The 26,817-nt window shown below is 71.4% G+C and carries 33 protein-coding genes and 1 pseudogene; 6 read left to right on the forward strand and 28 right to left on the reverse strand.

The window, feature by feature from the left end; genetic code table 11:
* Positions 1 to 9: 9 nt before the first annotated feature.
* From JOE68_RS09190 to JOE68_RS09220, 7 genes are all read right to left on the reverse strand, one after another.
* On the reverse strand, positions 10 to 1,614 hold the full coding sequence (locus JOE68_RS09190; RefSeq protein ID WP_204841895.1) for a replication initiator: 1,605 nt from the start codon (positions 1,612 to 1,614) through the stop codon (positions 10 to 12).
* Positions 1,611 to 3,080 (reverse strand): FtsK/SpoIIIE domain-containing protein, encoded by a 1,470-nt coding sequence (locus JOE68_RS09195; protein WP_204841896.1) that lies wholly within the window; start codon positions 3,078 to 3,080, stop codon positions 1,611 to 1,613. Before JOE68_RS09195 ends, JOE68_RS09190 begins: the two co-directional genes overlap by 4 nt.
* A 367-nt stretch (positions 3,081 to 3,447) precedes the next feature.
* Positions 3,448 to 3,996 (reverse strand): hypothetical protein, encoded by a 549-nt coding sequence (locus JOE68_RS09200; protein WP_204841897.1) that lies wholly within the window; start codon positions 3,994 to 3,996, stop codon positions 3,448 to 3,450.
* Between the two features lie 149 nt (positions 3,997 to 4,145).
* Positions 4,146 to 4,436, reverse strand: coding sequence for an AMED_5909 family protein (locus tag JOE68_RS09205; RefSeq protein WP_204841898.1), 291 nt, complete (start codon positions 4,434 to 4,436; stop codon positions 4,146 to 4,148).
* On the reverse strand, positions 4,417 to 4,680 hold the full coding sequence (locus tag JOE68_RS09210) for a hypothetical protein (RefSeq protein ID WP_204841899.1): 264 nt from the start codon (positions 4,678 to 4,680) through the stop codon (positions 4,417 to 4,419). Before JOE68_RS09210 ends, JOE68_RS09205 begins: the two co-directional genes overlap by 20 nt.
* Positions 4,677 to 4,883 carry a hypothetical protein gene (locus JOE68_RS09215; protein ID WP_307819595.1) on the reverse strand — a complete coding sequence of 69 codons (207 nt, stop codon included), beginning with the start codon at positions 4,881 to 4,883 and terminating at the stop codon, positions 4,677 to 4,679. The genes JOE68_RS09210 and JOE68_RS09215 overlap by 4 nt, the downstream gene beginning before the upstream one ends.
* Positions 4,884 to 4,886: 3 nt before the next feature.
* Positions 4,887 to 5,339 (reverse strand): hypothetical protein, encoded by a 453-nt coding sequence (locus JOE68_RS09220; protein ID WP_204841900.1) that lies wholly within the window; start codon positions 5,337 to 5,339, stop codon positions 4,887 to 4,889.
* Positions 5,340 to 5,500: 161 nt separating this feature from the next.
* On the opposite strand from JOE68_RS09220, the gene JOE68_RS09225 reads away from it, so the two are divergent.
* Together JOE68_RS09225 and JOE68_RS09230 are read left to right on the forward strand one after the other, a co-directional pair.
* A complete protein-coding gene (locus tag JOE68_RS09225) occupies positions 5,501 to 6,244 on the forward strand; it encodes a DUF5919 domain-containing protein (RefSeq protein WP_204841901.1) in 744 nt (247 codons plus the stop codon).
* Positions 6,245 to 6,256: 12 nt separating this feature from the next.
* Complete coding sequence (locus JOE68_RS09230; protein WP_204841902.1) at positions 6,257 to 6,727, forward strand: NUDIX hydrolase; 471 nt, start codon at positions 6,257 to 6,259, stop codon at positions 6,725 to 6,727.
* On the opposite strand, the gene JOE68_RS32415 is transcribed toward JOE68_RS09230, so the two are convergent.
* The 7 genes and pseudogenes from JOE68_RS32415 to JOE68_RS31760 form a co-directional block, all read right to left on the reverse strand.
* Complete coding sequence (locus tag JOE68_RS32415; RefSeq protein ID WP_346038646.1) at positions 6,720 to 6,992, reverse strand: metal-dependent phosphohydrolase; 273 nt, start codon at positions 6,990 to 6,992, stop codon at positions 6,720 to 6,722. The genes JOE68_RS09230 and JOE68_RS32415 overlap by 8 nt on opposite strands.
* 6 nt (positions 6,993 to 6,998) lie before the next feature.
* Positions 6,999 to 7,277: pseudogene (locus JOE68_RS32420) on the reverse strand (HD domain-containing protein); the annotation flags it as partial.
* A 2-nt stretch (positions 7,278 to 7,279) separates the two neighbouring features.
* On the reverse strand, positions 7,280 to 7,828 hold the full coding sequence (locus JOE68_RS09240; protein WP_204841904.1) for a hypothetical protein: 549 nt from the start codon (positions 7,826 to 7,828) through the stop codon (positions 7,280 to 7,282).
* A gap of 123 nt (positions 7,829 to 7,951) precedes the next feature.
* Positions 7,952 to 8,848, reverse strand: coding sequence for a hypothetical protein (locus JOE68_RS09245; RefSeq protein ID WP_204841905.1), 897 nt, complete (start codon positions 8,846 to 8,848; stop codon positions 7,952 to 7,954).
* 336 nt (positions 8,849 to 9,184) lie between these two features.
* Entirely contained in the window at positions 9,185 to 9,424 is a 240-nt protein-coding gene (locus tag JOE68_RS09250; protein ID WP_204841906.1) for a DUF2188 domain-containing protein, read from the reverse strand.
* Between the two features lie 337 nt (positions 9,425 to 9,761).
* Positions 9,762 to 10,178: a site-specific integrase gene (locus JOE68_RS09255; protein WP_204841907.1), complete on the reverse strand. Its 417-nt coding sequence runs from the start codon at positions 10,176 to 10,178 to the stop codon at positions 9,762 to 9,764.
* Between the two features lie 507 nt (positions 10,179 to 10,685).
* On the reverse strand, positions 10,686 to 10,808 hold the full coding sequence (locus JOE68_RS31760) for a hypothetical protein (RefSeq protein WP_275584712.1): 123 nt from the start codon (positions 10,806 to 10,808) through the stop codon (positions 10,686 to 10,688).
* Between the two features lie 29 nt (positions 10,809 to 10,837).
* On the opposite strand from JOE68_RS31760, the gene JOE68_RS09260 reads away from it, so the two are divergent.
* On the forward strand, positions 10,838 to 11,176 hold the full coding sequence (locus JOE68_RS09260; protein ID WP_204841908.1) for a histidine triad nucleotide-binding protein: 339 nt from the start codon (positions 10,838 to 10,840) through the stop codon (positions 11,174 to 11,176).
* Here JOE68_RS09260 and JOE68_RS09265 read toward each other — a convergent pair.
* Entirely contained in the window at positions 11,173 to 11,892 is a 720-nt protein-coding gene (locus JOE68_RS09265; RefSeq protein ID WP_204841909.1) for a maleylpyruvate isomerase family mycothiol-dependent enzyme, read from the reverse strand. The two genes, JOE68_RS09260 and JOE68_RS09265, sit on opposite strands and share 4 nt — an antisense overlap.
* Before the next feature lie 163 nt (positions 11,893 to 12,055).
* Positions 12,056 to 12,256 (reverse strand): hypothetical protein, encoded by a 201-nt coding sequence (locus JOE68_RS32195; RefSeq protein ID WP_204841910.1) that lies wholly within the window; start codon positions 12,254 to 12,256, stop codon positions 12,056 to 12,058.
* Between the two features lie 147 nt (positions 12,257 to 12,403).
* On the opposite strand from JOE68_RS32195, the gene JOE68_RS09275 reads away from it, so the two are divergent.
* Positions 12,404 to 13,180 (forward strand): hypothetical protein, encoded by a 777-nt coding sequence (locus JOE68_RS09275; RefSeq protein ID WP_204841911.1) that lies wholly within the window; start codon positions 12,404 to 12,406, stop codon positions 13,178 to 13,180.
* 100 nt (positions 13,181 to 13,280) lie between these two features.
* Here JOE68_RS09275 and JOE68_RS09280 read toward each other — a convergent pair whose 3' ends face one another.
* The 7 genes from JOE68_RS09280 to JOE68_RS09310 are packed head-to-tail and all read right to left on the reverse strand — an operon-like array spanning position 13,281 to position 18,470.
* Positions 13,281 to 13,919, reverse strand: a complete 639-nt coding sequence (locus JOE68_RS09280) for a pentapeptide repeat-containing protein (RefSeq protein ID WP_204841912.1) — start codon at positions 13,917 to 13,919, stop codon at positions 13,281 to 13,283.
* A complete protein-coding gene (locus JOE68_RS09285) occupies positions 13,894 to 15,594 on the reverse strand; it encodes a WXG100 family type VII secretion target (RefSeq protein WP_204841913.1) in 1,701 nt (566 codons plus the stop codon). Before JOE68_RS09285 ends, JOE68_RS09280 begins: the two co-directional genes overlap by 26 nt.
* A complete protein-coding gene (locus JOE68_RS09290) occupies positions 15,591 to 15,899 on the reverse strand; it encodes a type VII secretion target (protein ID WP_204841914.1) in 309 nt (102 codons plus the stop codon). Before JOE68_RS09290 ends, JOE68_RS09285 begins: the two co-directional genes overlap by 4 nt.
* A 9-nt stretch (positions 15,900 to 15,908) precedes the next feature.
* On the reverse strand, positions 15,909 to 16,400 hold the full coding sequence (locus tag JOE68_RS09295; protein ID WP_204841915.1) for a YbaB/EbfC family nucleoid-associated protein: 492 nt from the start codon (positions 16,398 to 16,400) through the stop codon (positions 15,909 to 15,911).
* Positions 16,401 to 16,448: 48 nt separating this feature from the next.
* The gene (locus JOE68_RS09300; protein ID WP_204841916.1) at positions 16,449 to 17,297 is read right to left on the reverse strand and encodes an Fpg/Nei family DNA glycosylase; all 849 of its coding nucleotides are present in this window, start codon (positions 17,295 to 17,297) and stop codon (positions 16,449 to 16,451) included.
* Complete coding sequence (locus JOE68_RS09305) at positions 17,290 to 18,003, reverse strand: hypothetical protein (protein WP_204841917.1); 714 nt, start codon at positions 18,001 to 18,003, stop codon at positions 17,290 to 17,292. The genes JOE68_RS09300 and JOE68_RS09305 overlap by 8 nt, the downstream gene beginning before the upstream one ends.
* Positions 18,003 to 18,470, reverse strand: coding sequence for a ribose-5-phosphate isomerase (locus tag JOE68_RS09310; protein WP_204846007.1), 468 nt, complete (start codon positions 18,468 to 18,470; stop codon positions 18,003 to 18,005). Before JOE68_RS09310 ends, JOE68_RS09305 begins: the two co-directional genes overlap by 1 nt.
* A 27-nt stretch (positions 18,471 to 18,497) precedes the next feature.
* Between JOE68_RS09310 and JOE68_RS09315 the strand changes: the two genes are divergently transcribed.
* On the forward strand, positions 18,498 to 19,208 hold the full coding sequence (locus JOE68_RS09315; RefSeq protein WP_204841918.1) for a 2-phosphosulfolactate phosphatase: 711 nt from the start codon (positions 18,498 to 18,500) through the stop codon (positions 19,206 to 19,208).
* 205 nt (positions 19,209 to 19,413) lie between these two features.
* Here the strand turns inward: JOE68_RS09315 and JOE68_RS09320 are convergent, their stop codons facing one another.
* Both JOE68_RS09320 and JOE68_RS09325 read right to left on the reverse strand, forming a co-directional pair.
* A complete protein-coding gene (locus tag JOE68_RS09320) occupies positions 19,414 to 20,769 on the reverse strand; it encodes an aldehyde dehydrogenase family protein (protein WP_204841919.1) in 1,356 nt (451 codons plus the stop codon).
* 67 nt (positions 20,770 to 20,836) lie between these two features.
* Positions 20,837 to 21,451 carry a mycothiol-dependent nitroreductase Rv2466c family protein gene (locus JOE68_RS09325; protein ID WP_204841920.1) on the reverse strand — a complete coding sequence of 205 codons (615 nt, stop codon included), beginning with the start codon at positions 21,449 to 21,451 and terminating at the stop codon, positions 20,837 to 20,839.
* A gap of 220 nt (positions 21,452 to 21,671) precedes the next feature.
* On the opposite strand from JOE68_RS09325, the gene pepN reads away from it, so the two are divergent.
* The gene (gene pepN, locus JOE68_RS09330; RefSeq protein ID WP_204841921.1) at positions 21,672 to 24,233 is read left to right on the forward strand and encodes an aminopeptidase N; all 2,562 of its coding nucleotides are present in this window, start codon (positions 21,672 to 21,674) and stop codon (positions 24,231 to 24,233) included.
* A 335-nt stretch (positions 24,234 to 24,568) separates the two neighbouring features.
* Here the strand turns inward: pepN and JOE68_RS09335 are convergent, their stop codons facing one another.
* The 3 genes from JOE68_RS09335 to JOE68_RS09345 are packed head-to-tail and all read right to left on the reverse strand — an operon-like array spanning position 24,569 to position 26,507.
* Positions 24,569 to 25,045 carry a DUF5130 family protein gene (locus JOE68_RS09335; protein ID WP_204841922.1) on the reverse strand — a complete coding sequence of 159 codons (477 nt, stop codon included), beginning with the start codon at positions 25,043 to 25,045 and terminating at the stop codon, positions 24,569 to 24,571.
* A complete protein-coding gene (gene ctaJ / locus JOE68_RS09340) occupies positions 25,032 to 25,277 on the reverse strand; it encodes an aa3-type cytochrome oxidase subunit CtaJ (RefSeq protein ID WP_204841923.1) in 246 nt (81 codons plus the stop codon). Before ctaJ ends, JOE68_RS09335 begins: the two co-directional genes overlap by 14 nt.
* A gap of 27 nt (positions 25,278 to 25,304) precedes the next feature.
* Positions 25,305 to 26,507, reverse strand: a complete 1,203-nt coding sequence (locus JOE68_RS09345; protein ID WP_307819596.1) for an MFS transporter — start codon at positions 26,505 to 26,507, stop codon at positions 25,305 to 25,307.
* Positions 26,508 to 26,817: the final 310 nt, after the last annotated feature.

Here is a 26,817-nt window from a genome sequence, read left to right on the forward strand (position 1 = left end):
TCCCCCTGTTCACGCAGCTTGAGCGGTTGCCGAACGGTTGAGAGAGCCAGCCGAGGCGAGCAGCGCCGCCGTGTACTCGGCCTTCCACCGACGCCTCTCCGCGACCGCCCGCAGCAGCAGGTGAGGTCTTGGGGGCACGTTCGGATCACCCGGTTGCACGGTGTTCCAGGCGACCCGTTTCGGCTGGTCGTCCTGAGTGATCCCGACATCGGCGAGCAGTTGCCGAACGAATTCCTTGCGGTCGTGCCTGTGGTCGGCCAGCGACTTGCCCGACCACTTCCGCGACACCAGCACCCGACGCCCCGCGACGCCGAGCGTGGAGCGCTTGTGGGCCTTGCCCTTGCACAGGCCCGGCTGCATCGACACCCGCGCCCCGCGTGGCTGCACGCCGTAGAGCAGCCACACCGGGCACTGCGGCGAGCACGGCGTCACGGCCAACTCCGCGCACAGCCGTTCGGCGTGCTCCTCCTGGCGGTCGGTCCGGGCGTCGAAGCACTCGCCGATGCTCTTGGTCAGGTACTTCGTCAGGTAGCCGATGTGCCGCCCGGCCTCCTCCGTGCCGCCGAGGATGCCCTTGGAGTGAACCTGGACCCCGAACCGGGCGACGTGCGCGGGCGCGTCCACCCGGTCCAGCGCCTCGTCCCAGGTCGGCAGGGCCTCTCGGGTCTGCGGGTCGACAAAGCCCTTGGCCCGCGCGTCCCACACCGGCACGTGGTCGCCGCCGTACCGGATCTCGTCATGAGCCGGCCACCACACCTGGTGGTAGGTGGCCTCGGCGACCGCCCGCAGCTCCGCGCGTGAGATGGACCCCCGGATAGCGGCGTGCCAGTGGGGCGCCAGTCGCTTCTGCGGCTCGACCGTGGAGAAGTACTGCACGTCCCAGCCGACGCACCGCCGGAGGTTCTGCACGAACCGGTCGAGCAGCGCCGCGAAGTGCACCGCGTCCCGAGCCGCCCGCCGGTAGTTGTACGTGGTCGGGTCGACCGGCGTGCCGTCGCTCCGCACCTTGCCGTAGCTGTCCAGGGTCAGCGTGAGGAACGTCGAGGGCTGGTACTTGCCGCCGAAGACCCGGCCGACCGTGCGCTTGGTGACCGGCCGCCGAGGCAGGTTCGGCGCGTCCTGCCGCCGCCTGGTCGACCGCTTCCGGGCAGCCCGCGAACGCGGTTCCAGGGAAGGCAGCTTCCCGCGGACTCCCGACTGCCGCAGCTCCGCGTCGACGCCGGCGACCTCTTCCCGCACCTCCTCCGCGCCGACTTCGTCGCCTTCGTCCACGGCTTGCCGGTAGGCCGTGACCAGGTCCGCCCGGTAGGCCGTCAGCGCCCGCTGGTCGTCGCTGGGAGGGTTCGGGGTGAAGTCGGGTTCCTCGGTCAGGTGCCAGCCCTCCCGGCACTGCGCCATCCGCAGCCGGCGGTTCTTCTCCGCGCACGTGGGGCACACGCTCGCGACCGTGGAGCCGCACGCCACCGGCACGATCTCAACCCGGCCGGTGTCCAGGTCCACCCGTTCCATCGCCAGCGGCCGGACGCACACGCCGTGCTCCTCAGCCACCGCCCGAGCCACGTCCAGCGCCGCCGGCTGCTTCATCCGATCGGCACGGGTCAGGTACTCGCTCATGCCGCCACCTCCCCCGGGCCGTCGGGTCGAGTCGGGAAGTCGTGCACGGTGGCCTTGGCCAGGAACGCGCCGAGTTCGTGCAGGTTGGCGTCGGTGACGTGGAAGGCCCGAGCCCGCTCCGGCTCCCGCTGGCCGTCCTGCTTGACCCAGGCGACGCCGGGTGTGTCTTCGGTGATCTCGTGGGCCGCCGCGCCTCGTTGCCGCACGCCGTCGCCGAGCACCATGTCCACTTGTTGTGGTTCGTCCAGGCGCAGGGCTGCGCGGGTGGTGAACAGGTGGCGGAAGGAGACGACTTCCTTGCGGGGATCCTGGACCAGGCCGACGACGGCGTAGCCGGGTGCGCGGCCTTGGGAGGTGATGGTCTGGATGGCTCGTGCGGCGCGTTCGCGGAGTTGCTTGTCGGGTTGGTAGGCGATCAGGTCGGCCAGTTCGTCCACGATCAGGACCGTGAACGGCTCGCCGGTCGAGCGTGCCCACAGCCGGCGGACACCCCGGTAGCGGGTGGCGCGTTCCTTGACCTCGGCGGCGATGTCCTCAAGCAGGTCAACGGCTTCCGGCCCGTTGTCGTAGACCGCTTTGTCGAAGGCGTCGGGGCACTGCCCCAGCTCCATGCCGCCCTTAGGGTCGATGCCGACCAGGCGCACCTGGCCCGCGCGGACCGCCGGCGCAAGCTGCCACACCAGCGACCACAACACCGAGCCCTTGCCCGCCCCCGGCACCCCAACCACCAGCACCTGAGAGCCCAACAGCCGCAACCGCCACGGCCTACCGGTCTCCAACCGGCCCACGACCACCCGCTTGAGGTCCACCTCCGCCGAGGTCCCCAGCGGCGGAACCGACACCGGCTGAGCCAGCGGATCCGCGTGGACGAAGTCCAGTTCCACGACCCTGGGCTTGAGCACCCGCACCCGACACGACCGGGCACCGAAGGAGTGGGCGAGGGCTTCGCGCCGCAGCTCCCAGGCTTCCGGGGACTGCGCAGGGATCAGCCGCACACGGACGCGGTCCCGCCAGCCCTCCGAGCGGACCCGCCGCAGCCTGGGCCGGTACTCGCGTCCCCGGTCACGCTTGGCGAGGTCGGCCAGGCGCACCACCGACCGCCACCGGGGCACGTAGACCGTGGCCCGCCGCCATTCGGAGACCAGCCGGTACCAGCCGTGCCGCAGGAACGACGCACGGTCCCATCCGGCCCAGATCAGCAGCGCCGCCACCAACGACAGCAGCGCCAGGACCAGCGGGGAGAGCCCGAAACGCCACCAGCACCAGGCCGCCGCCGAGGGCGCCAGCGACACCAGCGGATACCGCACGACGAGCAGCACCAGGCGCACGAACAGCAACACCAGCAGCCACGCCAGCGCCACCAGAGCGGCCAGCCACCTGGCCTTGCCCGGCACCAGCGTCCACCACGGCACCCGAGGCCGCGCACCCTCGAACGGGGCCGGATCGACCCACTTGCCACCGTTCATCGCGCACCGCCAATGCTGAAAATCAGCGGCAGCCAGCCCAAGCACGCGCAGCAGGCCAGTTGGTTGGGTGCGTAGACACCGAAGCGCTTGCACCCGTCGCAGCGCCGCCCGTTGGGTAGCTTCCACACCTTGGAGGGGGTCTGACTTGACGTGCAGGCCCCCGTGACCCGTACTCTTGACATGACCGAAACCCCTTGTGCGCCAACAAAAGCGCGCGAGAAACCCGGTCGGTGCCGTCGGTGGACAGTTCCAGGCCCGCCAAGACTTGAGGACTGTTCACCGGCGACCACCAACAGGTAGCCGAATGATCTTCAGTTGTGCTTGGAACGCCGGGAGGGCACCCGCGGGCACCCGCCCGACCACCACCTCACAGGCCGCTGGCGAACCAGTCGCCCCACACCGCCGCACCCGCCGCCGTCAACCGATACCGCGCCGACTTCGGCGTGCCGTTGGTTCTGAATTCCGCCTGCCGCCGGGCGTAGCCCACGGCCACCAGGTCACGGCACGCCAGTCCGACCGTGCACGAGGCGACACCGGAGGCCGCCGACAGCTCCACCGTCGACCGGAACCGCCGCAAATCATCCAATAACGCCCGGACCACCCGCTCCAACGACGCAAACCCGTACCCCGGCGCAGCACCCCGCCCACGCTGCTCCCCGGACAACCGAGCACCCAACACCCGGCCCACCGTCCCCGGCCGCTGCGGCACCGGACGCAACAGGCGATCACGCTCGTCCACCCGCCGCCGCCACACCGCCACACCCTCTTGCGACATCCGGTAGCGAAGCGACGGCCAATCCCTCGTTCCCGGGACACCCCCGTCACTCACATGCAGGTGTCCCAACTCCAGCAGGTCACGGCACACCATCCGCACCGTCGCGTGACTGAGGCCCGATTCCGTGGTCAGCTCCCGCATGGACGACCCTTTGCCCGGATGCGCCATCAACGCGCTCACCACAGCCGCACACGTCCGACCCGAATAGCCCACACCGCACAACTCGTCCAACGGCAACCCACTGACGACCACATTCCGCAAGGTGCCGACCAAGTCACCGCCCCTCACAGCTACCCCTCCCCGCCCATTCGTTCGGGAACGGACCCACCGCACTCGTCATCGGCCTCGATCGCCTCCGCCAAGGCACGCTCACGGGTGACCCAGTACAGCGCCTCGTGGTGGTGATGCCGATCCACCTCCGCGATCCGCTCATAGACCCTCGCGCTACGCAGGTAGAACTCCCGGAACACCAACGGCGCGGCATCCGGCGCAGGAACCAGCCTCCCCAACGCCTCATGCGCGTCCTTCAACGTCCGGCTCGCCAACGCCAATGCCCAGAGATCAGGCTTGCTCTTGGCCATCACCGGCCCCCTCCGTCATCGCGTGACGCCCGGCCCGGCCTTCCAGGTGGTCAGCCACCTTCGCCGCCTCCCGCGCCAGCTCACGACAGAACCGCGCCAGCACCGCCGGCCCGCCCGGGAACGGCGGAACGTGGATCGCCAGGTTCACCGGGTCCAGGTAGACCACCAACGAAGGCCACCCCGAGGTGACCACCATCGCCGCAGCCGCCGCACGCCCCGGCGTGCCCGCCACCTGGAAACTCACGACCGACCACCGCCCGCAGCGTCCAAGGCCGCCAACCCCTCGGCGATCGCCGCAGCCAACCGGGGCAACGCCTCGTGGTCCACGACCAGCACCGCCGGGAACGCGTTGCCGAACCGCACCTCCACCCGCCCCGCGAACGCCAACGGCGCAACCCGGATGGGCAGGCTCGCGGTCACGTGCAACCGCACCAAGTCCTGCGCCACGGCTCACGCGGCCTTGGGGGCCGACTTGGCGACCACCGGCTTCATCGCCGAGGCCCGCAGGCTGTACCCGAGCTTGGCCCGGCACCGGTGCCTCTCACCCCCGTGCGTGCCCCGGCACGCCTTGTCGTCGATCCACGGCGTCACGGTCAACCCCTCGAACACCACCGGCCGCACGTCCGTCCCCGGAATCGCCTCCGGCGGAACCGGCTGCTGAGGAGCCGCGATCTTCACCGTCACCACCGCGTCGGCCTTGCGCTCCGCCGCCTGGTCGATCACCAGCACCAACCACACCAACAGCCCGGTCTCCTTGTCGGTCTCCTGCTGGACCGGCAACCCCTTCGCCCGCTCGTCGGCCGACTGGAACCTGAGCACCGGTTCGACACCCATCACCAGCGCGCCACGGGGGAAGACGAAGTCGTGCGTCGCCGGGAGCCTGCTCCCACCACTGATCGCCACAGCCGTTCTCCTGTCATCGGTGTCGGCTGGACCCTTGGTCCAGCACCTTGACACCAACCACTTTCGGCTGATCAGCGGGACGCAAGCACCGCATAGCGGGACTTCTAAGGACGTCTCTGCTAGCTTGAAGACGTCCCAAGTCGTCACCACGGGGGGTACACATGGCCAACGAACGCCTGCGGGAAAGTCTGCTCCGCAACGGCCTGGACCTCGACCACGTAGCCCGAGCCACCGGCGTCGACCCCAAGACCGTCGAACGCTGGATCACCAAGGGCCGCGTCCCCTACCCCCGCCACCGCCACACCATCGCCTCAATGGTCCGCGAGACCGAGAACTACCTCTGGCCGGACGCCGTAGCCGCGGACCGCAAGGCCGAGATCGCCGAGTCCGAGGTGGTCAAGGTCTACCCCCACCGCAACAACATCCCCGCAGACCTCTGGGACCGACTCCTCAACGACGCCACCAAGCACATCGAGGTCCTGTCCCTGGCCGCCCTCTTTCTGGTCGAACGCCCGACCTTCGCCAAGGAGCTACGCCAGAAGGCCGAGAACGGAACCCGCATTCGCCTGCTGTTCGGCGACCCCGCCGCCCGCGAAGCAAACCGCCGCAGCGAGGAAGAGCAGCTAGGCAAGGGCACGGTCGCCGCCCGCATCCGCAACGCCCTAGCGTTCGTCCGCCCACTGGCCGACGTCCCGGGAATCGAGGTCCGCCTCCACAAGACGACCCTCTACAACTCCGTCTTCCGCTTCGACGACGAGATGATCGTCAACACCCACGTCTACGGCTTCCCCGGCGCCCACGCCCCAGCCCTGCACCTACGCCGACTCTCCGCAGGCGACCTCTTCGAGACCTACTCCGAAAGCCTGGAGACCGTCTGGACCAGCGCGAAGCGCGCCACCTTCTGACAAGGTCGAACCATGACCCGGACCGACTATCTCAACGACCCCAACGCCCCGAAGCCCAACAGCATCCGGGTAGCCGTCAGCGCCATCGTCCAGGACGCCACCGGACGCCTGCTGATGATCCGGCGCACCGACAACGACAAGTACGCCATCCCCGGCGGCGGCCAGGACGTCGGCGAAACGCTCACCCAAGCCGTCGCCCGCGAGGTCGAAGAGGAAACCGGCATCCACGTCGAAGCCACCGGCCTGGTAGGCCTCTATTCCAACCCCAACCACGTCATCGCCTACGACAATGGCGAAGTCCGCCAAGAGTTCTCGATCTGCTTCCACGCTCAACCCACCGGAGGTCAGCTGCGCACAAGCAGCGAATCCAAGGAAGTCCACTGGGTGGAGCCCCGCCGCCTGCCCGACCTCGACATCCACCCGTCGATCCGTCTACGCATCGAGCACGGCCTCAGCAACCGTCCCGAGCCGTACTTCACGTGACCTCAACACCAGCAGCCCTCAGCCGCGCCTCCGTACGCTCCACCGCAGCAACTAACTCAGGCTCTGCCTGACGGATGAAGACCGTCACCAGGTCTTCCGGCCCGTATCGCTCCTGGATCTCCGCAATCCGGTCATGAACGCTGGTGACGTCGCCATCCGGCCCAGTGGTCATGTCTGCCCACCACAGGGCGTCTCGAAGTGGTGTCTGCTCGTCCACCCACTCTGCAAGTTCTGTGGACAACCCTCGCAACTTCGCTTCACCCACCGCACATGAGTGGTGCGCAATAAGCGCACAAAGACGACTAGAAAAGCCCATCCTCCGCACAAATCTAGCCCCGTCAAGAGCATGGAGACCGGTGTCAACCAATTGCGGCGCGTAACCTATATCATGCAAATACGCAGCCGCAACGAGCAGACGAAAATCTGAGCCCCGAAATATCGCGTCGCACCGCGATACTCTAGCCGCTACAGCGCGCACATGGCGCCACCTTCGCGGCATAGCCGACAGATGGCGACGAGCCACGTCGTAGGCCAAGGAATCCAGCAGCATAGCTACGCCTTTGGCGCACTTCTGTATTCATCGCGCGAAGCACCCGGCCTCCAAGCAGGGTTACTCTTTCGCGTCACGCCACCTCCAACGAGGTCAGCATCAAGTGATTTCAAGATCAAAGAAAAGAGAAATACCAAGCGAGCAAACTTTACAACAGCGACGCACAGTGCCACTTCAAATACCCACTCAGAAGCACGCGGACCCTCTTTGGAATCGACCGCCATAGCGAAGATACAGAGAATGGCGCACGTAAGGAGCCACGAGATGATGCTTACCCAATTTTTCCGCAGAGTAGCGCCATAACGTCTGCGAATCTGAGCGATAAGCCGACTGGAAGCGCCACCATACTGGGTAATTCCATTACCTGCGAATCCCGCGATCAGTGACATGATTCCTGCACCAGCTGCGTATATCGCAAGCCGTTGCTGCTGATCCGCCCAGGACAAGATATTGCCATGCTTAAAATGGTAGACAAGGAGGACGTGGCCGCCTACCACCATCCCCGCCATAGCAAGATCAGCTGCGGGGTGGTTGGACCAGAAGTCCAACACGGATGCACGCACTCGCGAAACGAGCCCTCGCTCATTCGACACGTTCGGCATCTCACGCCACCCCTTCAACCACCAACCGGGTTTGCCAGGTAGACTCTACCGCTCACCACCGACAAGATCATCTCAAGAGTCGGCGAGGTCCACCCTGAGCTTCTCCGCCGCCTTGTTTATCGCGCTAATAGCTGAGGGGATCCGAACCGGATTTCCCTCTTTGTCAGTAACACTGACGTTCATCTTGATGGCGAGGAGGTGATTCATAAAGTCAACCTTTTCAGTATGCGGCTTCCCCTTGCTGTCATAGTTTACAAGTTCCACCACAGCGCGCGAGAAAGGCGCACGGATCATAGATTTCGCTGTCCGCACGATACCCTTTCGCTCTTCTTTACGCTCCTCGTCAACCCGCCCCTTCGCTCGTATAGTCAACTCGATATCGACACTGCCATGAGACTCTTCGATATCTTTTAGAACGCTATACAGACCACTCTGGGTTCCAATCGAACTGACATGATCTTGGTCAAGGCGAACCGTCAAAAGCTTCGCCTCCTCAGCCGCCCGGATTTTGTCCAAGGCGCGCTTGCTGACGAGCGGCGCGATCGCGACTTCGCCATCAAACATTTTATGGGCGTTGATCCACCGCTCCATTGAACCAACCCGTGAAGATCCGTTCGAGCCTAGAACGAAGCCAAAAATGTTGGAATTCGGCAAGAACTTAGCAATCGACAACTCGACGTAAGGACTAGCGGCACTTGATTCAATATCAATGAACGATTCGGTCGAAATGTCGAATGAAGATACACCTTCTTCGACGAGACGGACCAAGATAAAATGATCCTCCTCCTCGTAGGTGTAAACGCGCCCCCAATGATCCACTCCAGCAACAACATGCTTGCAATCAGCCGCTGACTGCTTAGCCAAGTCGGCAAGGATCTCCGGCCATGGGTACGGTTGCGCTAGACGTGTACCGTCCTGCGCCACCACCTCAAAGAACTGAACCGTCTTCTTCTTTGTCCTTGTGATCACAGCGCCTCCGAAGATCTGTTGGACACCAAGACCTACTGCCGAATTCTCCTCTACAGGATCAAGGCACGCCGCCTGCGGCAGCGCGCGACACGGCCTGGCGCACGTTGGCACCGACTCCCCGCATCACGGCACGCCGGGCTCCCGCTCCGCTCCGCCCGTCGGCCGGGCGCGGAGTCCGTGCACGTGGCTGGGATGGCGGCGCACTGCACTGACGGGCGCAGCTCGTCGCGGCTTTGGCAGTTCGCCAGTCGGGACGATCGCGCGGTTACCCGGCCTGGTCGGGCTGGGCACGGCGATCGGCTGCCGCGACGGCTTCGCCGCCTTGCCATCGCTCCGTCAGCGCTTGTCGCGAGGCGGGTTCGGGTCGTTCCCCTTCGGCGAGGTGTCCCGGGAACGAATCCGTCCATCACGGCCGTGGGTGATCGCGTCCCCGCCGGTGTTGGCGACGATCTCTCGCGCACGCGCTGTGGCTTCTGCCTGCGTGTCGAAGTGAGCGCTCGCCCGCGCGGCATCCGGCTTGCGGACGTCCCAACCACCCTCGGGGTTGGGAACCACGTGCCGGTCGTTGTCACCCATGACGCCTCCTCGGAGCATGGACCAAGCGTTGGTAGTCCAATCGACGCCGGAGGCGCGTGCGCTACTCGAACGGGATGCTCTTCACCCAAACGGCCGTACCGACTGACGCCATTCTGTACATGGCAAGGGGCCGTCCGGCAGGTCCGGACGGGCTGCGCAGTTGCTCGATGGAGCACAACCAGACCCGCGTCCGCTCGCCACGTCACGTCACGTGCGATTAGCGTGCTATTAGCCCAGGTCAATGAGGGTCAACAGCGGTTGAGGCGAGAGCTGGTCAGGCGCAGTAGGCTGGGACTGACGCCGCACTTCCAAGCTGGTCATGCGGGTTCGATTCCCGTCACCCGCTCTCTCCTCTTTCCGCAGGTAGACGCCTCGTCGTCCGTCCCAAGTGGACGATCTTCCCGCCCTTCTTGATCTTCCGTGCCCCCCACGTGCCCCTAATGGCTCCCGCCGTGCCCTTCGCGAGGGTTCCGGCCATGGCCATCGCCCCGATCCCGACCGCGATCTTCCGACCGCCCTCCTCCCTGGCGTGGAGGAGGATCATCGCTACGCGGGTGGAGCTGTGGCCCATCCGATCCGTGAGTTCGCGGAGCGTCACCCCGGTTTCCGCCGCCGACATGTTGCCCGTGTGCCGGAGGTCGTACAGGTGCACGTCCCGGATGCCGGCAGTGATCCGATGCATTCCAGATCCCCAGAAGTTGCTGCGCTTCGGCCCGACGAACACCACCGACCACAGCAACGAGCCCTTGCCCACACCCCAAGCACCTGGTTGACCAGCACCCGCCACGGCCTACCGCTCTCGGTGCGACCGACCACCACCCGCCATAGACCCGGCCGGTACTCACACCCACGATGATCCTTCGCCGGCTCGGCCAAACGCATCATGGTCCACCAACGCGGGACATACTCCGTCGCCCGCCGCCACTCGGTGACCAGCCGCAACTGGGTGGACCGCAGGAACGAGCCCCGGTCCAGACCCACCAGATCAGCAGTCCCTCCACCACGGCCGGCAGCACCAGAACCAGCGGCCACGGGCCGAACCGCAACCAGCGCCAGGTTTACGAAGCCGACCGACACCAGCCACAGCGCTCTTCACAGGTAGCCGCTTCGCAGTGCGTCCCAAGTGGACGGCCCTGCCGCCCTTCTCGGTCTTCCGGCCGGAGCCCTTTGCCGGCCGGGGTTTCCCACGGGGCCGGGGCCCTTCTCGATCGGCTCCCCGCGTCGGGTTGTCCCCGGGTCCGACCGGGCCGCTGGACGCGGATCACCGCGGGTACAAGGCCCGCCACAGCGCTTCGCCGAACCGAACCGCGAGCACCACCACGAGGAACCCGAAGGCGAAGGTCGCCAGGCACCTCAGGACCACCCGGATCTTCGAGCGCGTCATCGGCCCAGTCTGCGCCCTACGATGGCGGCGTGACCGAAGATTGCCTCTTCTGCCGCATCGTCGCGGGCGGTGTGCCGGCGCGGGTCGTCCACGAGACCGACACCGTACTCGCGTTCCACGACATCAACCCGCAGGCGCCCACCCACGTCCTGGTCATCCCCAAGGCCCACCACCGCGCCGTCGGCGACCTCGACCCGGTGACGGCGGGCGAGGTGCTGCGGGCCGCGCACGAGGTCGCGAAGCTCTCCGGCATCGCGGACGACGGCTACCGCCTGGTGTTCAACACCGGGCGCGACGGCGGGCAGACCGTGTTCCACGTGCACTGCCACGTCCTGGGCGGCCGACGGCTGACCTGGCCGCCCGGCTAGCCCGTCGCCGCGGCGACGGCGGCCCGCAGAGCGCGCGCCACCGCCACGTCGCCCTCGATGGTCAGCCGCGACGCGGGCACCCGGCCCCACAGCCACAGGTCCACCTCCGACGCCGAGCCGGTGACCACCGCGGCCGGTTCGGCGTCGGGGCAGAAGTCGACCACCTCCCGGTGCAGCGCGACGGTCCACTCGCGCCCCGGCACGCGCAGCGCGATCGCGCGGCCGTCGGCGTGCGCGCCGGGCGGCTGGTGGCAGCCCAGCCACAGCCGCAGCACCTCGTCGATGCCGTCGGCGGCCAGCGCGGGCTCCAGCGGGACCGCCAGGCCGGCCGCCGCCTGCGCGTCGACCCGGTGCACGGCCGTCTCGTGCGCCATCCGCCGCAGCCAGAACCCGAGCGTGCGGTCCCACGGGCACCAGGTCGCGGCCGGTTCGGCGGCGCGCGCCGGGTTCAGCACCGCGATCAGCGACGCCGCGCCGACCCGGTACCAGTCGACGGGGTCGGCGCCGTTCGGCTCGCGCGGCCACCGCGTCGGCCGGCTGCCGCGCGTGATCCACCGCGTCACCAGCCGGTGCACCGAGCCGACGTGCCGCACCAGGCCGGCCACCGTCAGGCCGGGGCAGCCCGGCACCGGTCGGTCCCCCGGCACGAGGTCGGCCGCCGCGGCGAGCGCCGCCGCGTCGGCCCGGAGCGCTTGGCCCAGCGCGTGTGCGTGCATCGGCGAAGCATGTCCGAGCCGGCCCACCGGGCGCGACCCCTGAAGTCGGATCACCGCAGTGGCGCCTGGGCGCGGCGGATCACGCTGCCGGGCAGTGGTCCGCGGCCGTTCGCGGCGGCCACCTCGGTCGGACTGGAACCCGGCCACCGCGGGCGCGGCGTGCTCACCAGGCGATGACCGCCCAGTCGCACGAGACGCGCCGTGGCATCTGCGGCCGGTGCGGCTGCGGCACGGCCGCCCAGCTCACCTGGGCGCAGCGCGAAGCGCCGGCCGGCTCCAGGGTGCCGCTGCGGTGCTGGAAGTCCGCGACGAGTTCTGCCCACAGAACGCGGGCCCTGGGCGGGCAGCAGGTGCGTGAATTCACACCGGGCCCCCTGAACGGCCTCTCACGTGCGCTTTCGGCAGATCACGAGCCGCACCGCCCGGGGTTGTCCCGACCGCCACGGGAACCACGCGCCCGGCCTGGTCCGTTGACCGGGCAAGCAGGCCGTCACGACACGAGGAGGACCCAGTGACCGCCACCATCGTGGTGCTCGTGCTGCTCGTCGTGGTGATCGGCGGCGGCTGGTACGCGGCGAAGAGCCGGGCCGACGCGCGGCAGCGCGCGCTGGAGGACGCCCAGGCCGACGCCCGGCGCTGGGTCGAGCGGCTGGGCGGGCAGGTGATGAGCCTGACCGGCACGGACGTGGCGTCCAGCCAGGCGCTGGCCGACGCGGCGGAGCGGTTCACCGCGGCCGGGTCGCAGATGGAGCAGGCGCGGACCGCCGAGCAGTGCCGCCTGGTCGTCCAGACCGCGATGGAGGGCCTGTACTACGTGCGCGCGGCTCGCACCGCGATGGGCATGGACCCGGGGCCGGAGCTGCCGGACCTCACCGGGCAGGGCCGCGCGGGGCAGGTCAGCGAGGACCGCAGGGTCACCGTCGAGGGCCACGACTACGCGGCCTCGCCCCGGCCCGGCGCGGGCACGCCGCACTACTACCCCGGTGGCGTGGTGGCGGGCCGCCCGGTGCCGCAGGGCTGGTACAGCGAGCCGTGGTGGAAGCCCGCGCTGGTGGCCGGCGCGTGGGGCGTGGGCACGTTCCTGCTGTTCGACGCGATGTTCTCGGGCATGGCGGGCGTGTCGCCGGACGCGTTGAACGCCGCCTACGCGGACGGGTACGCCGACGGCGCGGGCGCCGAGGACGCCGGTGGGGACGCCGGCGGCGACGCGGGTGGCGACTTCGGCGGCGGTGACTTCGGCGGCGGCGACTGGGGTGGCGGCGGGGACTTCGGGGGCTTCGACTTCTGATCGGCCGGGAGCCGGCGGGGCGGGTGCGGCCCGCCGTGCGCCCGGTCCCGACCGACCCGGTGGTGCGGGCCGCCCCCGCACCACCGGGTCCGGTGGGGTCTCAGACCGCCTGGGTGCGCAGCACGGACACCGCCGCCCCGCGCACGCCGAACCACCGCTCCAGCTCCGGGCCGTCCAGCTTCAGCCCCGGCACGACCTCCGCCGGCCCCAGCACGGTCCCGGTCATGCCGCTCACCACCGCGTCGACCAGGACCGCGTCCCGGAACGACGTGGTGGTCGCGGAGGCGCCGGACAGGTCGGCCCGGGTGAAGTCCGCGCGCAGGAACTTCGCGTTGCCCAGGTCGGCGCGGCGCAGGTCGGCTTCGGTGAAGCGGGCGTCGTGGGCGGTGGCCTTGATCATGTTCGCGCCGATCAGCAGGGCCCGCGCGAAGCTCGCGCCGCGCAGGTCCGCCTTGACGAGGTCGGCGTCGACGAGGTTGGCCCGGTCGAACCTGACCTGCTCGCAGTGCGCCCCCCACAGCTCGACGCCGCGCAGCGTCGCGTCGCTCAGGTCGGACCCGGTGAACCAGGACTCCACGAACGGCCCGCCGGACAGGTCGGCGCCGCGCAGGTCCTGGTCCAGCGCGTAGAGCGGCTGCTCCGGGTCCTCCAGCCAGCGGCGCAGGACCTCCGCCGCGGCGGGCGCGGCGGGCGGGCGCAGGGGCCGCCAGGGCTCACGGGTAGAAGATGATCCGGGCACCCCAGCCCTCCTTATCCACGACGCTCTTCAGGTTGGCGATGTCGGCGGCGCTGGCGTTGCGCGTGTCCAGGATGACGTTACGCCCGTCGGCGAACTGGTCCTGGATGGTGTCGCGGAACCACTTCTCGGTGTAGCCGTTGCGGAAGGGCCCGCTCTCCTTCACGTGGTCGGGCGTGTGGGGCGGCCAGTCCGAGTGGATGCCCTTCACGTCCCACTGCTGCCCGTGGGCGTCCACCCAGTCCCCCAGCTTCGGCAGCAGCTTCCCGTCGGCGTCCTTGGGCCGCTCGAACGGGCCGTAGCCGCGCTCCTCCAGGTCCAGCGCGATCCGCGCCTCCTCCTGGGAGGCGAAGCGCACCTTGCCGTTGTGGTCGGGGTCCCGGGAGGTGTCCTGGAACCGCTCGGCGTGGCGGGCCTCCAGCTCCTTGAGGTGCTTGTCCAGCGCCGCCTTCTCGGCGGGGGTCAGCTCCGGGTGCGGCTGGGAGGGGTCGGTGGGGCGCCGCTTGAGCGGGTGCGGGTCGCCGTCGTCGGGGGTCGGCGGCTTGTCGCCGCCGGGCGGCCTGCCCGAGCCGCCGCCCGTGCCGCCGCCGTCGGGGGGCGGGGTGGTGGAGCCGCCCGGCGGGCGGGTGTCGCCGCCCGGCCCGGTCGGCGCGTCGACCGCCCCGCCGGTCGTGCCGGACGTGGTCGTGGTGCCGCCCCGGGTCTCGGGCGGCTCGGCCACCGGAGGGGCTCCGCCCTGCGTGCCGCCGGTGTCGCCGCCCTGCGGCTGCGGGGGTCTGGACGCGGGCGGGTCACCTCCCCGCGTGCCGCCGGTGCCCGCGTCGCCGCCGGTGTCGCCCTGCGGCTTCACGTCGGTGTTGCCCGGGCGCTTCACCGGGTCGGGGGCCTTCGGCGCGCCGCCGGGCCCGCCGGCCTTGCTCAGCTGCTTGAGCCCGCGCTTGATCAGGTCCCAGACCTCGTCCAGCCGGGACAGCAGCGGGCGCAACCGGGCGATCGAGCGCATCAGCAGGCGCAGCTTGTCGGCGATCTTGGCCACCCAGTCGGCGATGACCGCCAGCGCGGCGCTCACCACGTGCGGGGTGGCGAAGCCGAACGTGACGGCCTCCTCGGCCAGCCACTGGGGGAGGCGGGCGAACAGCGTCGCCACGCACTGGGCGATCAGCTCGCGCACCAGGCTGCGCACCGTGCCGACCAGCACACCGGCCACCTCGACGATGAGGCCGACGGTGTCGGCGCAGGTGGCGGCGGCGGTGAGGTGCCGGGACCGGGCGCCCGCGGACGCGCGGTAGGCGTCGGCGGCCGACCCGGTCCAGCCGGCGGTGCCCTGGTCGACCTCGGCGGCGTAGGTCTCGCCCGCCCGCGTGACGGCCTGGGCGACGTTCTTCCACGTCTGCGCGTAGGCGGCGACCTGGTCCGCGTCGCCGGCCAGCCAGTTCAGCGCGTCGCGCAGCGGGCCGATGTGCTCGATGATCCACGAGACGCCGTAGGCGACCAGCGACCCCAGCGGGTCCAGGACGAACGACAGCGCCTCCAGGCCGCCGCCCGCGAGCGCCAGCCCCTGGTCCACCCACGTGCCGTCGGCGAAGGCCCGGCGCAGCTCGACGGCCGCCTCGACCGGCCCGATGCCGGTGTGGTCCTGGGTGGAGTCCTGCCGGGGCGCGACGAGGGGGTTGCTCATCCGGCGCTCCCGCGGAAGGCCCCGGCGTTGGCCTGGTCGACGGCCTCGTACTCGTCGGCGGTCCGCTTGACGGTGAGGGCGGTCCGGTCGACGGCCTCGGCGGCCTCGGCCACGGCGTGCACGCCGCCGTTGGCGATCAGCACCATCATCGGCGGGAGCATCCGGCACAGCTTCCCGTAAGCCTGACCGGACAGGCTCACCTGCTGCGCCGCGTCCAGCGCCTGGTGCAGTTGGTCCTGGACGCCGCGCAGCCGGTCGGCGTGCCCGCGTAACTCCTCGACGAGGACCCCGTACCCCTGGTTCACGCAAACCCCCTACTCGGTGACGGAAGGACCGTCCCAGTCCTCCTCGTCGTCATGGGCGGGCCGCCGGGCGGGCGGCGGCGAAGGCCGCACCTGGTCCGCCCACGGCGGCGCGTCGGACGCAGGCTCGGGGAAACGCTGCCGGTAGGACGACACCAGCGCGTCGGCGGTTCCCGGCTCCTCGACGCCGGCCGCCGCCACGATCTCCGCGACCCGGCCGGCGATCCGCGACTGGGCCCGCCGCATGGTCGTCATGATCGACGCGGCCAGCGCCGCGCCGGACAGCTCGCGCGACCGCTCGGAGATGTCCAGGTGCTGCAGGGCGCCGGCGGCGTTCACCGACAGGCGCACCAGCCCGTCCCGGGAGGCTTCGTCCACGGTCACGTCCGCGACCTGCCGGCTCACCTCCCGGTACTTCTCGGCCTTGGCCGCCACGCCCTCCGCCCACCGGGCGATCTCCTGCTCCGTGCGCACCTCGTCGCCGCCGAACCCGGGATCGGTCACCCCACGCCCCCTTCTCCTGCCGGCTGATCGCCCGCCGGCAGCGCCGCGTTAGCCCGGCACCTTGGACGGGCGCGGCGCGGCGCGGTTCCCGGTCGCGGCCGGTTGGCAGGTGGGGCACCAGAACAGGTTGCGACCGACCAGCTCCGCTGCTGCGACCGGCGTAGCGCACAGCAGGCACGGCTGCCCGGCGCGGCGGTAGACGTAGACCTCGCCGCCGTGCCGGTCCTGCCGCGGCGCGCGGCCGGTGGCCTCGGGCAGGTGCTCGGGCCGGACGGTGTCGATGCGGCCGACGCGCACGCCGTGGCGCATCAGCACCACCAGGTCCGCCCACAGCGCGTCCCACAGCGCGCGGTCGACCCGGTTGCCGGGCAGCAGCGGGTCGACGCCGTTGCGGAACAGGACCTCGGCGCGGTAGACGTTGCCGACGCCGGAGACGACCTGCTGGTCCATCAGCAGCGCGCCGATCGACTTGGTGGACCGGGCGATCCGCCGGTAGGCCGCCTCGGGGTCGGCGTCGCGGCGCAGCGGGTCCGGGCCGAGGCGGGCGCGCAGCGCGGCCACCTCGTCGGCGGTCAGCACCTCGCACCGCGTCGGGCCGCGCAGGTCCGTCCAGTGCGCCTCGCCGACCACCCGCATCCGGACCTGGCCCACCGGCTCGGTGACCGGGTGCTCGTGCTCGGTGAACGTCCCGTAGAGGCCCAGGTGGACGTGCACGACGGCGTCGGGGCCGTAGACGTGGAACAGGTGCTTGCCGTGCGCCTCGGCGCGCCGCATCACCCGTCCGTCCACAGTGGACGGGTCGAACCGCCCCTGCGGGCTGGAGACCCGGACCACCCGGCCGACGTAGCGGCGGCGGTGCAGCCCGGCCAGCCGGTGCAGCGTGTGGCCCTCAGGCACGGAACGGCACCACCGGGGCCAGGTGCAGGCGCACGGTCATCCGGGAGTCCTTTCGCAGCAGGCGTTCCGCGAGCCGCACCGCCCGCGGTCGGTCGTGCCGGGCGAGCACCGCGCACAGCGCGGCCAGTTGCCGCGCCCGGTCGAAGTCGGCTTCGTCGGACCGGTCGACCCCCCGGTCGACCACCGCGGCCAGCGCGTCGGCGACCGCCGGCTCGTCCGCCGCGTGGGCCAGCTGCCAGTCGAAGAACAGCTCGTCGCCCAGCCCGACCAGCGCCCGCAGCGCCGCCAGCCGGGCCTCCTCGGCGCCGTCGGCGGCAGCGGGGGCGGCGGCCGCGGTGAACCGCCTGCCCTCCGCGACCGCCAGGGCCAGCTCCGGGAACGTCCGGTCCCGGCCCGCCGGGTCGGTGAGCATCCCCAGCCACGGCGACCGGCGGCCCGCCTCGGCGGTCGCGGCGACCACCGGGTAGACCGGCGCGTGGCCCCACGACGCGAGCGCCTGCACGGCCAGGAAGCGGTGGTAGCGCTCGGTCCCGGGGTCGGCCAGCACGGCCCGCAGCCCCGGCACCCGCTCCAGGTACCGGGGGTCGGTGGCGGCGGCGTCGATGACCGTCTCGGGGTCGGCCGCGAAGGCGCCCCCGACGTCCTCGAACAGCAGCCGCCGGATCGCCCGCTGCCGGCTCACCGGGGGCGTCGGCTGCCCGGCCATCAGGGCAGCGCCGGGGCCTGTCCGGTCCGCTCGTAGTCGCCGAGCATCGCGATGCGCCGGGCGTGCCGGGGCTGGTCGGAGAACGGCGTCGCCAGGAACGCCAGCACGATTTCGGTCGCCTCCTCGGCGGAGTGCATCCGCGCGCCCACGCCGATCAGCTGCGCGTCGTTGTGCTCGCGGGCGAGCTTCGCGGTCTCCACGCTGTAGGCCAGGGCGGCGCGCGCGCCGGGCACCTTGTTGGCGGCGATCTGCTCGCCGTTGCCCGAACCGCCGATCACGACGCCGAGGCTGCCCTCGTCGGCCACCACCCGGCGGGCCGCCTCGATGCAGAACGGCGGGTAGTCGTCCTCCGCGTCGTACTCGGCGGGGCCGACGTCCACCACCTCGTGGCCGGCTTCGGTCAGGTGCTTGGCGAGGTGGGCCTTCAGCTCGAAGCCCGCGTGGTCCGATCCCAGGTAGACGCGCACGTCGGGGAAGTCTGCCATCCTTTGCCGATGTTCGGTCAGGAGGGATCCCAGCTGCGGTTGGAGTGGGGGGACGAGGGCGTCGTCGCCCTGGGCGGGCTGTGCGCCGTGCTGGTGGTCGTGGACGTGCTGTCGTTCAGCACGGCGGTCGACGTGGCGGTCGGGCGCGGCGGTGCGGTGCGGCCGGTGCGGTGGGCCGACCGGGAGGGCGCGGCCGAGCCCGCCGACCCGTCCTGGTCGCTGCGGCCCGCGTCGCTGGTGGAGCTGCCCGCGGGGGTCGAGTTGGAGCTGCCCTCCCCCAACGGGGCGACGCTGTGCGACCTGGCGGCGGGCACCGGCTCGCTGGTGCTGGCCGGGTGCCTGCGCAACGCGCGGGCGGTCGCGACGGCGGCCCGCGAGCTGGCCACGGGCGGGCCGATCGGCGTGATCGCGGCGGGCGAGCGGTGGGGGGTGTCGCCGGCCGCGGCGGGCACCGCGCGGGGCCCGCTGCGGCCGGCGGTGGAGGACCTGCTCGGGGCGGGCGCGGTGCTGGCGTCGCTGCTGGGGTACGGGGCGGCGTCGGTGGAGGCGACCCTCGCGGCGGAGGTGTTCGCGCGGTCGCCGGTGGAGGAGGTGCTGGCGGGCTGCGTGTCGGGGCGTGAGCTGATCGCGGCCGGGCACTCGGAGGACGTGGCGCTGGCGTCGCAGGTGAACGTGAGCACCGCCGTGCCGCGCCTGGTGGACGGGGTGCTGCGGGCGTGACCGCCGGGCGCCGCGGGTCTCATCCGCGCCCGCGGCGCCCGGCGTGACCGGTCCGCAGGTCGCACCCGCGGCCGGCTCGCCGGGCGCCGCGGCGGCCGGTTCGGAGGGGGTGCGGCCCGATCCGCGGCGGGCGGGGACTGCGCGATCCCGAAGGCATCGCCCGGCCGCGGGGGGCGCGGTCCGACCGCGCCGCCGCCGGGCCGCGCTAGCGCTGGATGGACTTCACCTCGGTGAACTCGTCCAGCCCGAACCGGCCGAACTCGCGGCCGTTGCCGGACTGGCGGTAGCCGCCGAACGGGGCGCTGGTGTTGAACGCCGCGCCGTTGATGTCCACCTGCCCGGTGCGCAACCGCCTGGCGACCGCGAGCGCGCGGTCGGCGTCGGCGGAGAACACCGCGCCGCCCAGGCCGTAGACGGTGGCGTTCGCGATGCGCACGGCGTCGTCCTCGTCGGCGTAGGGCAGCACCGACAGCACCGGGCCGAAGATCTCCTCCTGCGCGATGGTCATGTCGGCGGTGACGTCGGCGAACACCGTGGGCGCGACGTGGAAGCCGCGGTCGGTCGGGGCGTCGGGGCCGCCCAGCGCGAGCCGCGCCCCCTCCTCGACCCCCTTGCGGATGTGGCCGACGACGCGGTCGCGCTGCGCGGCGGACACCGCCGGGCCGAGGCGGGTCGCGGGGTCGGCCGGGTCGCCGGGCACGTACTTCGCCGCCGCGGCGACGGCCGCCTCGACCGCCTCGTCGTGCCGGTCGGCGGGCACCAGCAGCCGGGTCCAGGCGCTGCACGCCTGGCCGTTGTTCATGAACGCGTTGGCCACGCCGATCCGCACCGCGCGGCCGAGGTCGGCGTCGGGCAGGACGACGTTGGCGGACTTGCCGCCCAGCTCCAGCGCGACCCGCTTCACGGTCCCGGCGGCCAGCGCGGCGACCCGGCGGCCGGCCCGGGTCGAGCCGGTGAACGACACCATGTCGACCCTCGGGTGCTCCGCGAGCGCTTCGCCGACCACTGGCCCGGTGCCGTTGACCAGCTCGAACACCCCGTTCGGCACGCCGGCGGCGGCCACCACCTCGGCCAGCAGCCCGGCGGTGAACGGCGCCAGCTCGCTGGGCTTGAGCACGACCGCGTTGCCCGCCACGAGCGCGGGGACGACCTTGGCCACCGCCTGCTGGAGCGGGAAGTTCCACGGGGTGATCGCGCCGACCACGCCGATCGGCTCGCGCAGCACCAGCGAGTGGCCGATCTCCTCGCCGGCGAAGTACCCGGCCCCGGCCGCGTCGGCGACGCCGCGCGCGATGGCGACCGGGTTGGGGACCTGCACCTTCGTGGCGAAGGCGAGGGGCGTGCCCATCTCGGCGGTCATGGTCGCGGCCAGCTCGTCCGCGCGGGCCGCGAGGCCGTCGGCGATCCGCCGGGCGATGTCCGCGCGCTCGTCGACCGGGGTCGCGGCCCAGGCCGGGAAGGCGGCGGCGGCCCTGGTGACGGCCGCGTCGACCTCGCCGGGCGTGCCCGCGCGGACCGTGCCGAGGACCTCTTCGGTGGTCGGGTTGACGACCTCGATCATGGAATCCGCTCCCGCGTGGTGTGACACTCTGACGCCGAACCGGCCCCAGGGTGTCACATCCACCGGCTCACGAGAAGTCCAGGTCCTCGCCGCGCGTGCGCTTGAGCTCGAAGAAGTACGGGAAGCCGGCCAGCGCCCGCGCCCCGTCGAACACCCGCAGGGCCTCCTCGCCCTTCGGGATCTTCGTCAGCACCGGCCCGAAGAACGCCACGCCGTCGATGTGGATGGTGGGCGTGCCCACGTCCTCGCCGACCGGGTCCATCCCGCGGTGGTGACTGGCGCGCAGCTCGTCGTCGTAGTCGGTGGAGTGCGCCGCCGCCGCCAGCTCCGCGGGCAACCCGACCTCGGCCAACGCCTGCCGGATGACCTCGTCGTAGTCCTTGAGGCCGCCGTTGTGGATGCGCGTGCCCATCGCCGTGTAGAGGTCGCGCAGCACCTTGTCGCCGTGGTCGCGGGCCGCCGCGACGGCCACCCGGACCGGGCCCCAGGCCCGGTCCAGCAGCCTGCGGTACCCGCGGTCGAGGTCGCGGCCCTCGTTGAGCACCGACAGGCTCATCACCCGGAACTCCAGGTCCAGGTCGCGCTGCCGCTCCACCTCCAGGATCCAGCGGGAGGCGATCCAGGCGTACGGACAGATCGGGTCGAAGTAGAAGTCGACCCTGGTCGGACCCTCTGCCGGCATGGTGCTGCCTCCTGTTGATCGAGCGGTGGTGCCCCGGTCCGCCGGTGCGGCGTCCTCCAGATGCCAACCAACCGACCGCTCGGACTCTTCCCTCGGACGGGGTCCACTTATCCCCGTCCCACGTGATTGGATGCGACTGTCGTGTTCACCGACGCGACACCTACCCCGTTCCGACGAGGTCGGCGCCGAGCCCAGACGACGCCGGCAGACGAGGTGACCAGTGGCGGCACCCAACCTCACCCGCGACCAGGCGCAGCAGCGCGCTGCGCTGCTGGAAGTCGACTCCTACCGGATCGAGCTGGACCTGACCGACGGCGGCGGCAAGCCCGGGTCGGACACGTTCCGCTCCACCACGACGGTTGCCTTCCGCAGCCGGACGCCGGGCGCCTCCACGTGGGTCGACGTCGTGGCCGCCACCGTGCGCAGCGCCACCCTCAACGGGGTGGCGCTGGACGTGTCGGCCTACCGCGAGGAGGACGGGCTCGCCCTGACCGACCTCGCCGAGGTCAACGAGCTGACCGTCGAGGCCGACTGCCGGTACATGAACACCGGCGAGGGCCTGCACCGGTTCGTCGACCCGGTGGACGGCGGCGTCTACCTGTACTCGCAGTTCGAGACGGCCGACGCCAAGCGCATGTTCGCCTGCTTCGACCAGCCCGACCTGAAGGCGGTCTACGACATCGCCGTGACGGCCCCCGCGGACTGGAAGGTCGTCTCCAACGCGGCCGTCGAGTCCACCGAGGGCGCCGAGGGCGGGGCCGACCGGCACGTGTTCGCCCGCACCAAGCCGATGTCCACCTACCTGGTGGCGCTGGTCGCCGGCCCCTACGCGGAGTGGCGCGACGAGTTCACCGACGGCGCGACCACCATCCCGCTGGGCATCTACTGCCGCGCGTCGCTGGCCGCCCACATGGACCACGAGCGGCTGTTCACCGAGACCAAGCAGGGCTTCGGGTTCTACCACCGGGCGTTCGGCGTCGAGTACCCGTTCGGCAAGTACGACCAGTGCTTCGTGCCGGAGTTCAACGCGGGCGCGATGGAGAACGCGGGCTGCGTCACGTTCCTGGAGGACTACGTCTTCCGCAGCCGCGTCACCCGCTACCTCTACGAGCGGCGCGCGGAGACCGTGCTGCACGAGATGGCGCACATGTGGTTCGGCGACCTGGTGACCATGCGCTGGTGGGACGACCTGTGGCTGAACGAGTCGTTCGCCACCTGGGCGTCGGTGCTGGCGCAGGCCGAGGCGACCGAGTACCGGCAGGCGTGGACGACGTTCGCGAAGATCGAGAAGTCCTGGGCCTACCGGCAGGACCAGCTGCCCTCGACGCACCCGGTGGCCTCCGACATCCCCGACCTGCAGGCCGTCGAGGTCAACTTCGACGGCATCACCTACGCCAAGGGCGCCTCCGTGCTCAAGCAGCTGGTGGCGTACGTGGGGCTGGACAACTTCCTGGCGGGCCTGCGGGTCTACTTCGCCAAGCACGCCTGGGGCAACGCGACCCTGGCCGACTTGCTGGGCGCGCTGGAGGAAGCCTCCGGGCGCGACCTGTCCTGGTGGAGCGCGCAGTGGCTGGAGACCACCGGCCTGAACCTGCTGCGCCCCCGGTTCTCGGTCGACGACCAGGGCCGGTTCACCGAGTTCGCCGTGCTCCAGGGCGGCGCCCGGCCGGGCGCGGGCGAGCTGCGCACGCACCGGCTGGCGATCGGCGTGTACGACTCCGACGCCGACGGCAAGCTGGTCCGCACGCACCGCGTGGAGCTGGACGTGGCCGGCGAGCGCACCGAGGTGCCGCAGCTGGTCGGCGTGCCGCGCGGCAAGCTCGTGCTGGTCAACGACGACGACCTGACCTACTGCACGATGCGGCTGGACAGCGACTCGCTGGCGTCGCTGATCGACCACATCGCCGACATCGCCGAGCCGCTGCCGCGCACGCTGTGCTGGTCGGCGGCGTGGGAGATGACCCGCGAGGCCGAGCTGAAGGCGCGCGACTTCGTCAACCTGGTGCTGGGCGGCCTGCACGCGGAGACCGAGGTCGGCGTCGTGCAGCGGCTGCTGCTGCAGGCGCAGACGGCGCTGTCGTCCTACGCCGACGCGTCCTGGCGGGACGAGGGCTGGCGGCGGTTCGGCGCGAAGACGCTGGAGCTGGCGCGGGCCGCCGAACCGGGCTCGGACCACCAGCTGGCGTTCGTCAACGCGCTGGCTGGCTCGGTGCTCGACGCGTCCGGGGTGGCCGTGGTGCGCGGCTGGTACGAGGGCTCCGACGTGCTGCCGGGGCTGGACGTGGACACCGACCTGCGCTGGCGGCTGCTGCACGCGCTGGTCGCGCACGGCGAGGCGGGGCCGGCCGAGATCGCGGCGGAGGAGGAGCGGGACCCGACGGCGACCGGCCGGCGGCGCGCCGAGTCGGCCCGCGCGCTGCGCCCGACCGCCGAGGCGAAGGCCGAGGCGTGGGACCGGGCGGTGAACGACGACGAGCTGCCCAACGCGGTCAGCGAGGCCGTCATCGCGGGCATCCAGCACCCCGGCCAGAAGGCCCTGCTCCAGCCGTTCGTGGCGCGGTACTTCGAGGACGTGGCCGACGTGTGGGACCGCCGGTCGAGCGAGCGGGCGCAGTCGATGGTCGTCGGCCTGTTCCCGTCGTGGTCGATCGCGCAGGAGACGGTGGCGGCGGCGGACTCGTGGCTGGCGCAGGAGCGCCCGCCGGCCCTGCGGCGGCTGGTCTCCGAGGGCCGGGCGGGCATCGTGCGCGCCCTGGCCGCCCAGGAGTTCGACCGCTCCTGACGAGGTGACCGCCGGTGGCCCGCGTCCCGTGCCGGACGCGGGCCACCGGCGTTCGTCGGACCGCTGCGTCGTGCCGGAGGACCCCCTCCCCCGGACCCGGAGGGCGAGCGCGCTCTCGAAGCGCTGACCCCCGACGGCCGGAGCGCGGTGCGGGAGGTGCCGCTCCTGGCCGCCCGGGCACGCCGGGCCGGGCAGCCACGCCGAGAAGCCCGCGCCCTGGCCGCCGACCTCGCGGAGGCGCGGGCCGACCCGGCACCCCCGCGTTCCTGGTGAACACGGCGAAGGCCGCGCCCCCGTCGAGGGGCGCGGCCTTCGCGTTCAGCCCGAGTTCGGCGCTACGAGCGCGGCGCGTGACCGGCCTGGTCGGCGAGCATCCGCAGACCGCTCAGCAGACCACCCGCCAGGTCACCCTCCTTGAACGAGGCCACCATGCTCATCACCGCCAACTTCGCCCCGCGGTCGGGCAGCCGGCGGTGCGACTCCTCGCCCGTCACCACCTCCACCACGCGCTCACCCGGCGACACCGCCACCAGGACCGCGTGCGACGGCCGCGGCGTGTCGGCGTGCAGCTCCTCGGCCCGCGCGCGGGAGTCCGGGCCCAGCTCGCCCAGGTACACGCTGAAGTCCAGGCCCGTGGTGCGGCTGGCCAGCGTGATCGCCTCGTCCAGGGACGCCAGCTGGACCGGCGTGAACGGCAGGCTCGGGGCGTGCGGCCGGTACATCTTCGCGGCGGACACGCGACCGCTGTTGGTCACGACCGCGCCGACTTCGAGCGACTCCGGGTCGACCCGGGTGATCTCACCAGTTGCCACGGGCACCTCCCCTGGCCGTCGGGCCCGAGGCCGGTTCGACCCCGGTGTGGTGGTGACTGGCGGACAGGCCGCCGGGGTTGGCGCTCCACCACACGGGCGCGTAGCCCCATTCCTGGCCAGGGCGGTACCGCACGATGCGGGTGGCCTTCGGCCTCAGCGTCAGTAGCGTGATCACGCCGTAGATGGCCAGCGGGATCAGCGCGAAGACGAGCACGGTCTCCACGATGGTCACGGCGGTTACGGTAACCGATGCACCCGGTCACGTCCGGGCGAGGGGGCGTGCGAGCGCCACGGCCGTCAGCACGACGACCCCGCCCGCCACCAGGTACACCACGCCGAGCGAGGTCGCGGAGGCCAGCGGGCCGGCCAGACCGGCCCCGATCGGCGACAGGCCCCAGGCCAGCACCCGGTAGGCGCTGGTGACCCGACCCATCAGCGGCTTGGGCGTCAGCCGCTGCCTGCGGGTCGCCGACAGCACGTTCCAGCCGGCCGACGCGAGCCCGAAGCAGAACACCGCCGCGATCGCCACCGGCAGCAGCGGCACCGCCCCGAACACCGCGAACGCCACCCCCAGCAGCACCAGCGCGCCCACCATGACCGCCGCGCCGCCGAACCTGGGCGCCAGCCGCGGGCTCAGCCGCGCGCCGAGCAGCGCGCCCACCGACATCACGACCACCAGCCACGGCACGAACTGCTCGGGCAGCCCCAGCACGTTGATCGAGTACAGCGCGAGCATCGCGTTGACCGCCGCCGCGCACACCGCCGCGACGCCGACCGCCAGCACCAGCACCCGGAGCCCGGGATCGCGGACGAGGTGCCCCGCGCCCTCCGCCAATTGAGACCGCAAAGTGCCGAAACCGTCCCGCTGCTCCCGCTCGACGTCGGGCAGCCGCACCACGAGCGCCGTCGCCACCACGAACGTCAGGGCGTCCAGCGCGAAGCACGCCGCCGGGTCCCACCAGAACAGCAGGCTCGCCGCGAGCGGCCCGGCGAGGTCCATGCCGACGGTCTCGGCGGTGACGAACCGGCCGTTGGCCTCCTCCAGGTCGTCGGGCCCGGCGAGGTCCACCAGCAGCACCTGGGACGCCGAGTCGGCGAACGTCTCCGCACTGGTGAGGAGAAAACCCGCCGCGCACAGCACCGCGACGCCCGCGTCGTCCGTGAACACGGCGTAGGCCAGCAACGCGGTCACGACAGCCCGGAACGCGTGCGCGACGGCGACCACCACCCGAGGCCGCCAGCGGTCCACCAGGACGCCCGCCGGGAGCGCTACCAGCAGCCACGGGAGGACCACGGCGACGGCCACGGCGGAAGCCGCCAAGGGGCTGCGGGTGCTCACCGCGGTGTAGAGCGGCAGCGCCACGGTGCGCACCCCGTCGCCCACCAACGAGGTCACCCAAGCGCCCGTCAGCAGCCGGAATTGCGCAGTTCGGACACCCTTGACGCCGATGCTTCTACCCACGTGCGACGCCCCGTCTGTGATCCGGACGACTCTTGACCGGACCTCACGTTACGCACGGTGTCCATACTTGCCGAACGCAGTAGCCGGCCGGCTCGAACGTCGTAGTGAGCACACCCGTTCGGCCTTCGCCCGGACGGAGGCGAATGGCGGCCGGTTTGGCGTCTTGTCCTCCGCCCAGTCGGCTTCTAGCTTTTCACCTGTACGGGTCTTGCGCATCCCTTTCCGGATACTAATTCCCGCCCGATGAGTCTCGGAGGACACGACATGTACACCGTGAACCGCAACCAGGTCGCTCCCCTCACTCGTTCGT

Source organism: Saccharothrix algeriensis, assembly GCF_016907655.1.
Lineage (GTDB): Bacteria > Actinomycetota > Actinomycetes > Mycobacteriales > Pseudonocardiaceae > Actinosynnema > Actinosynnema algeriense.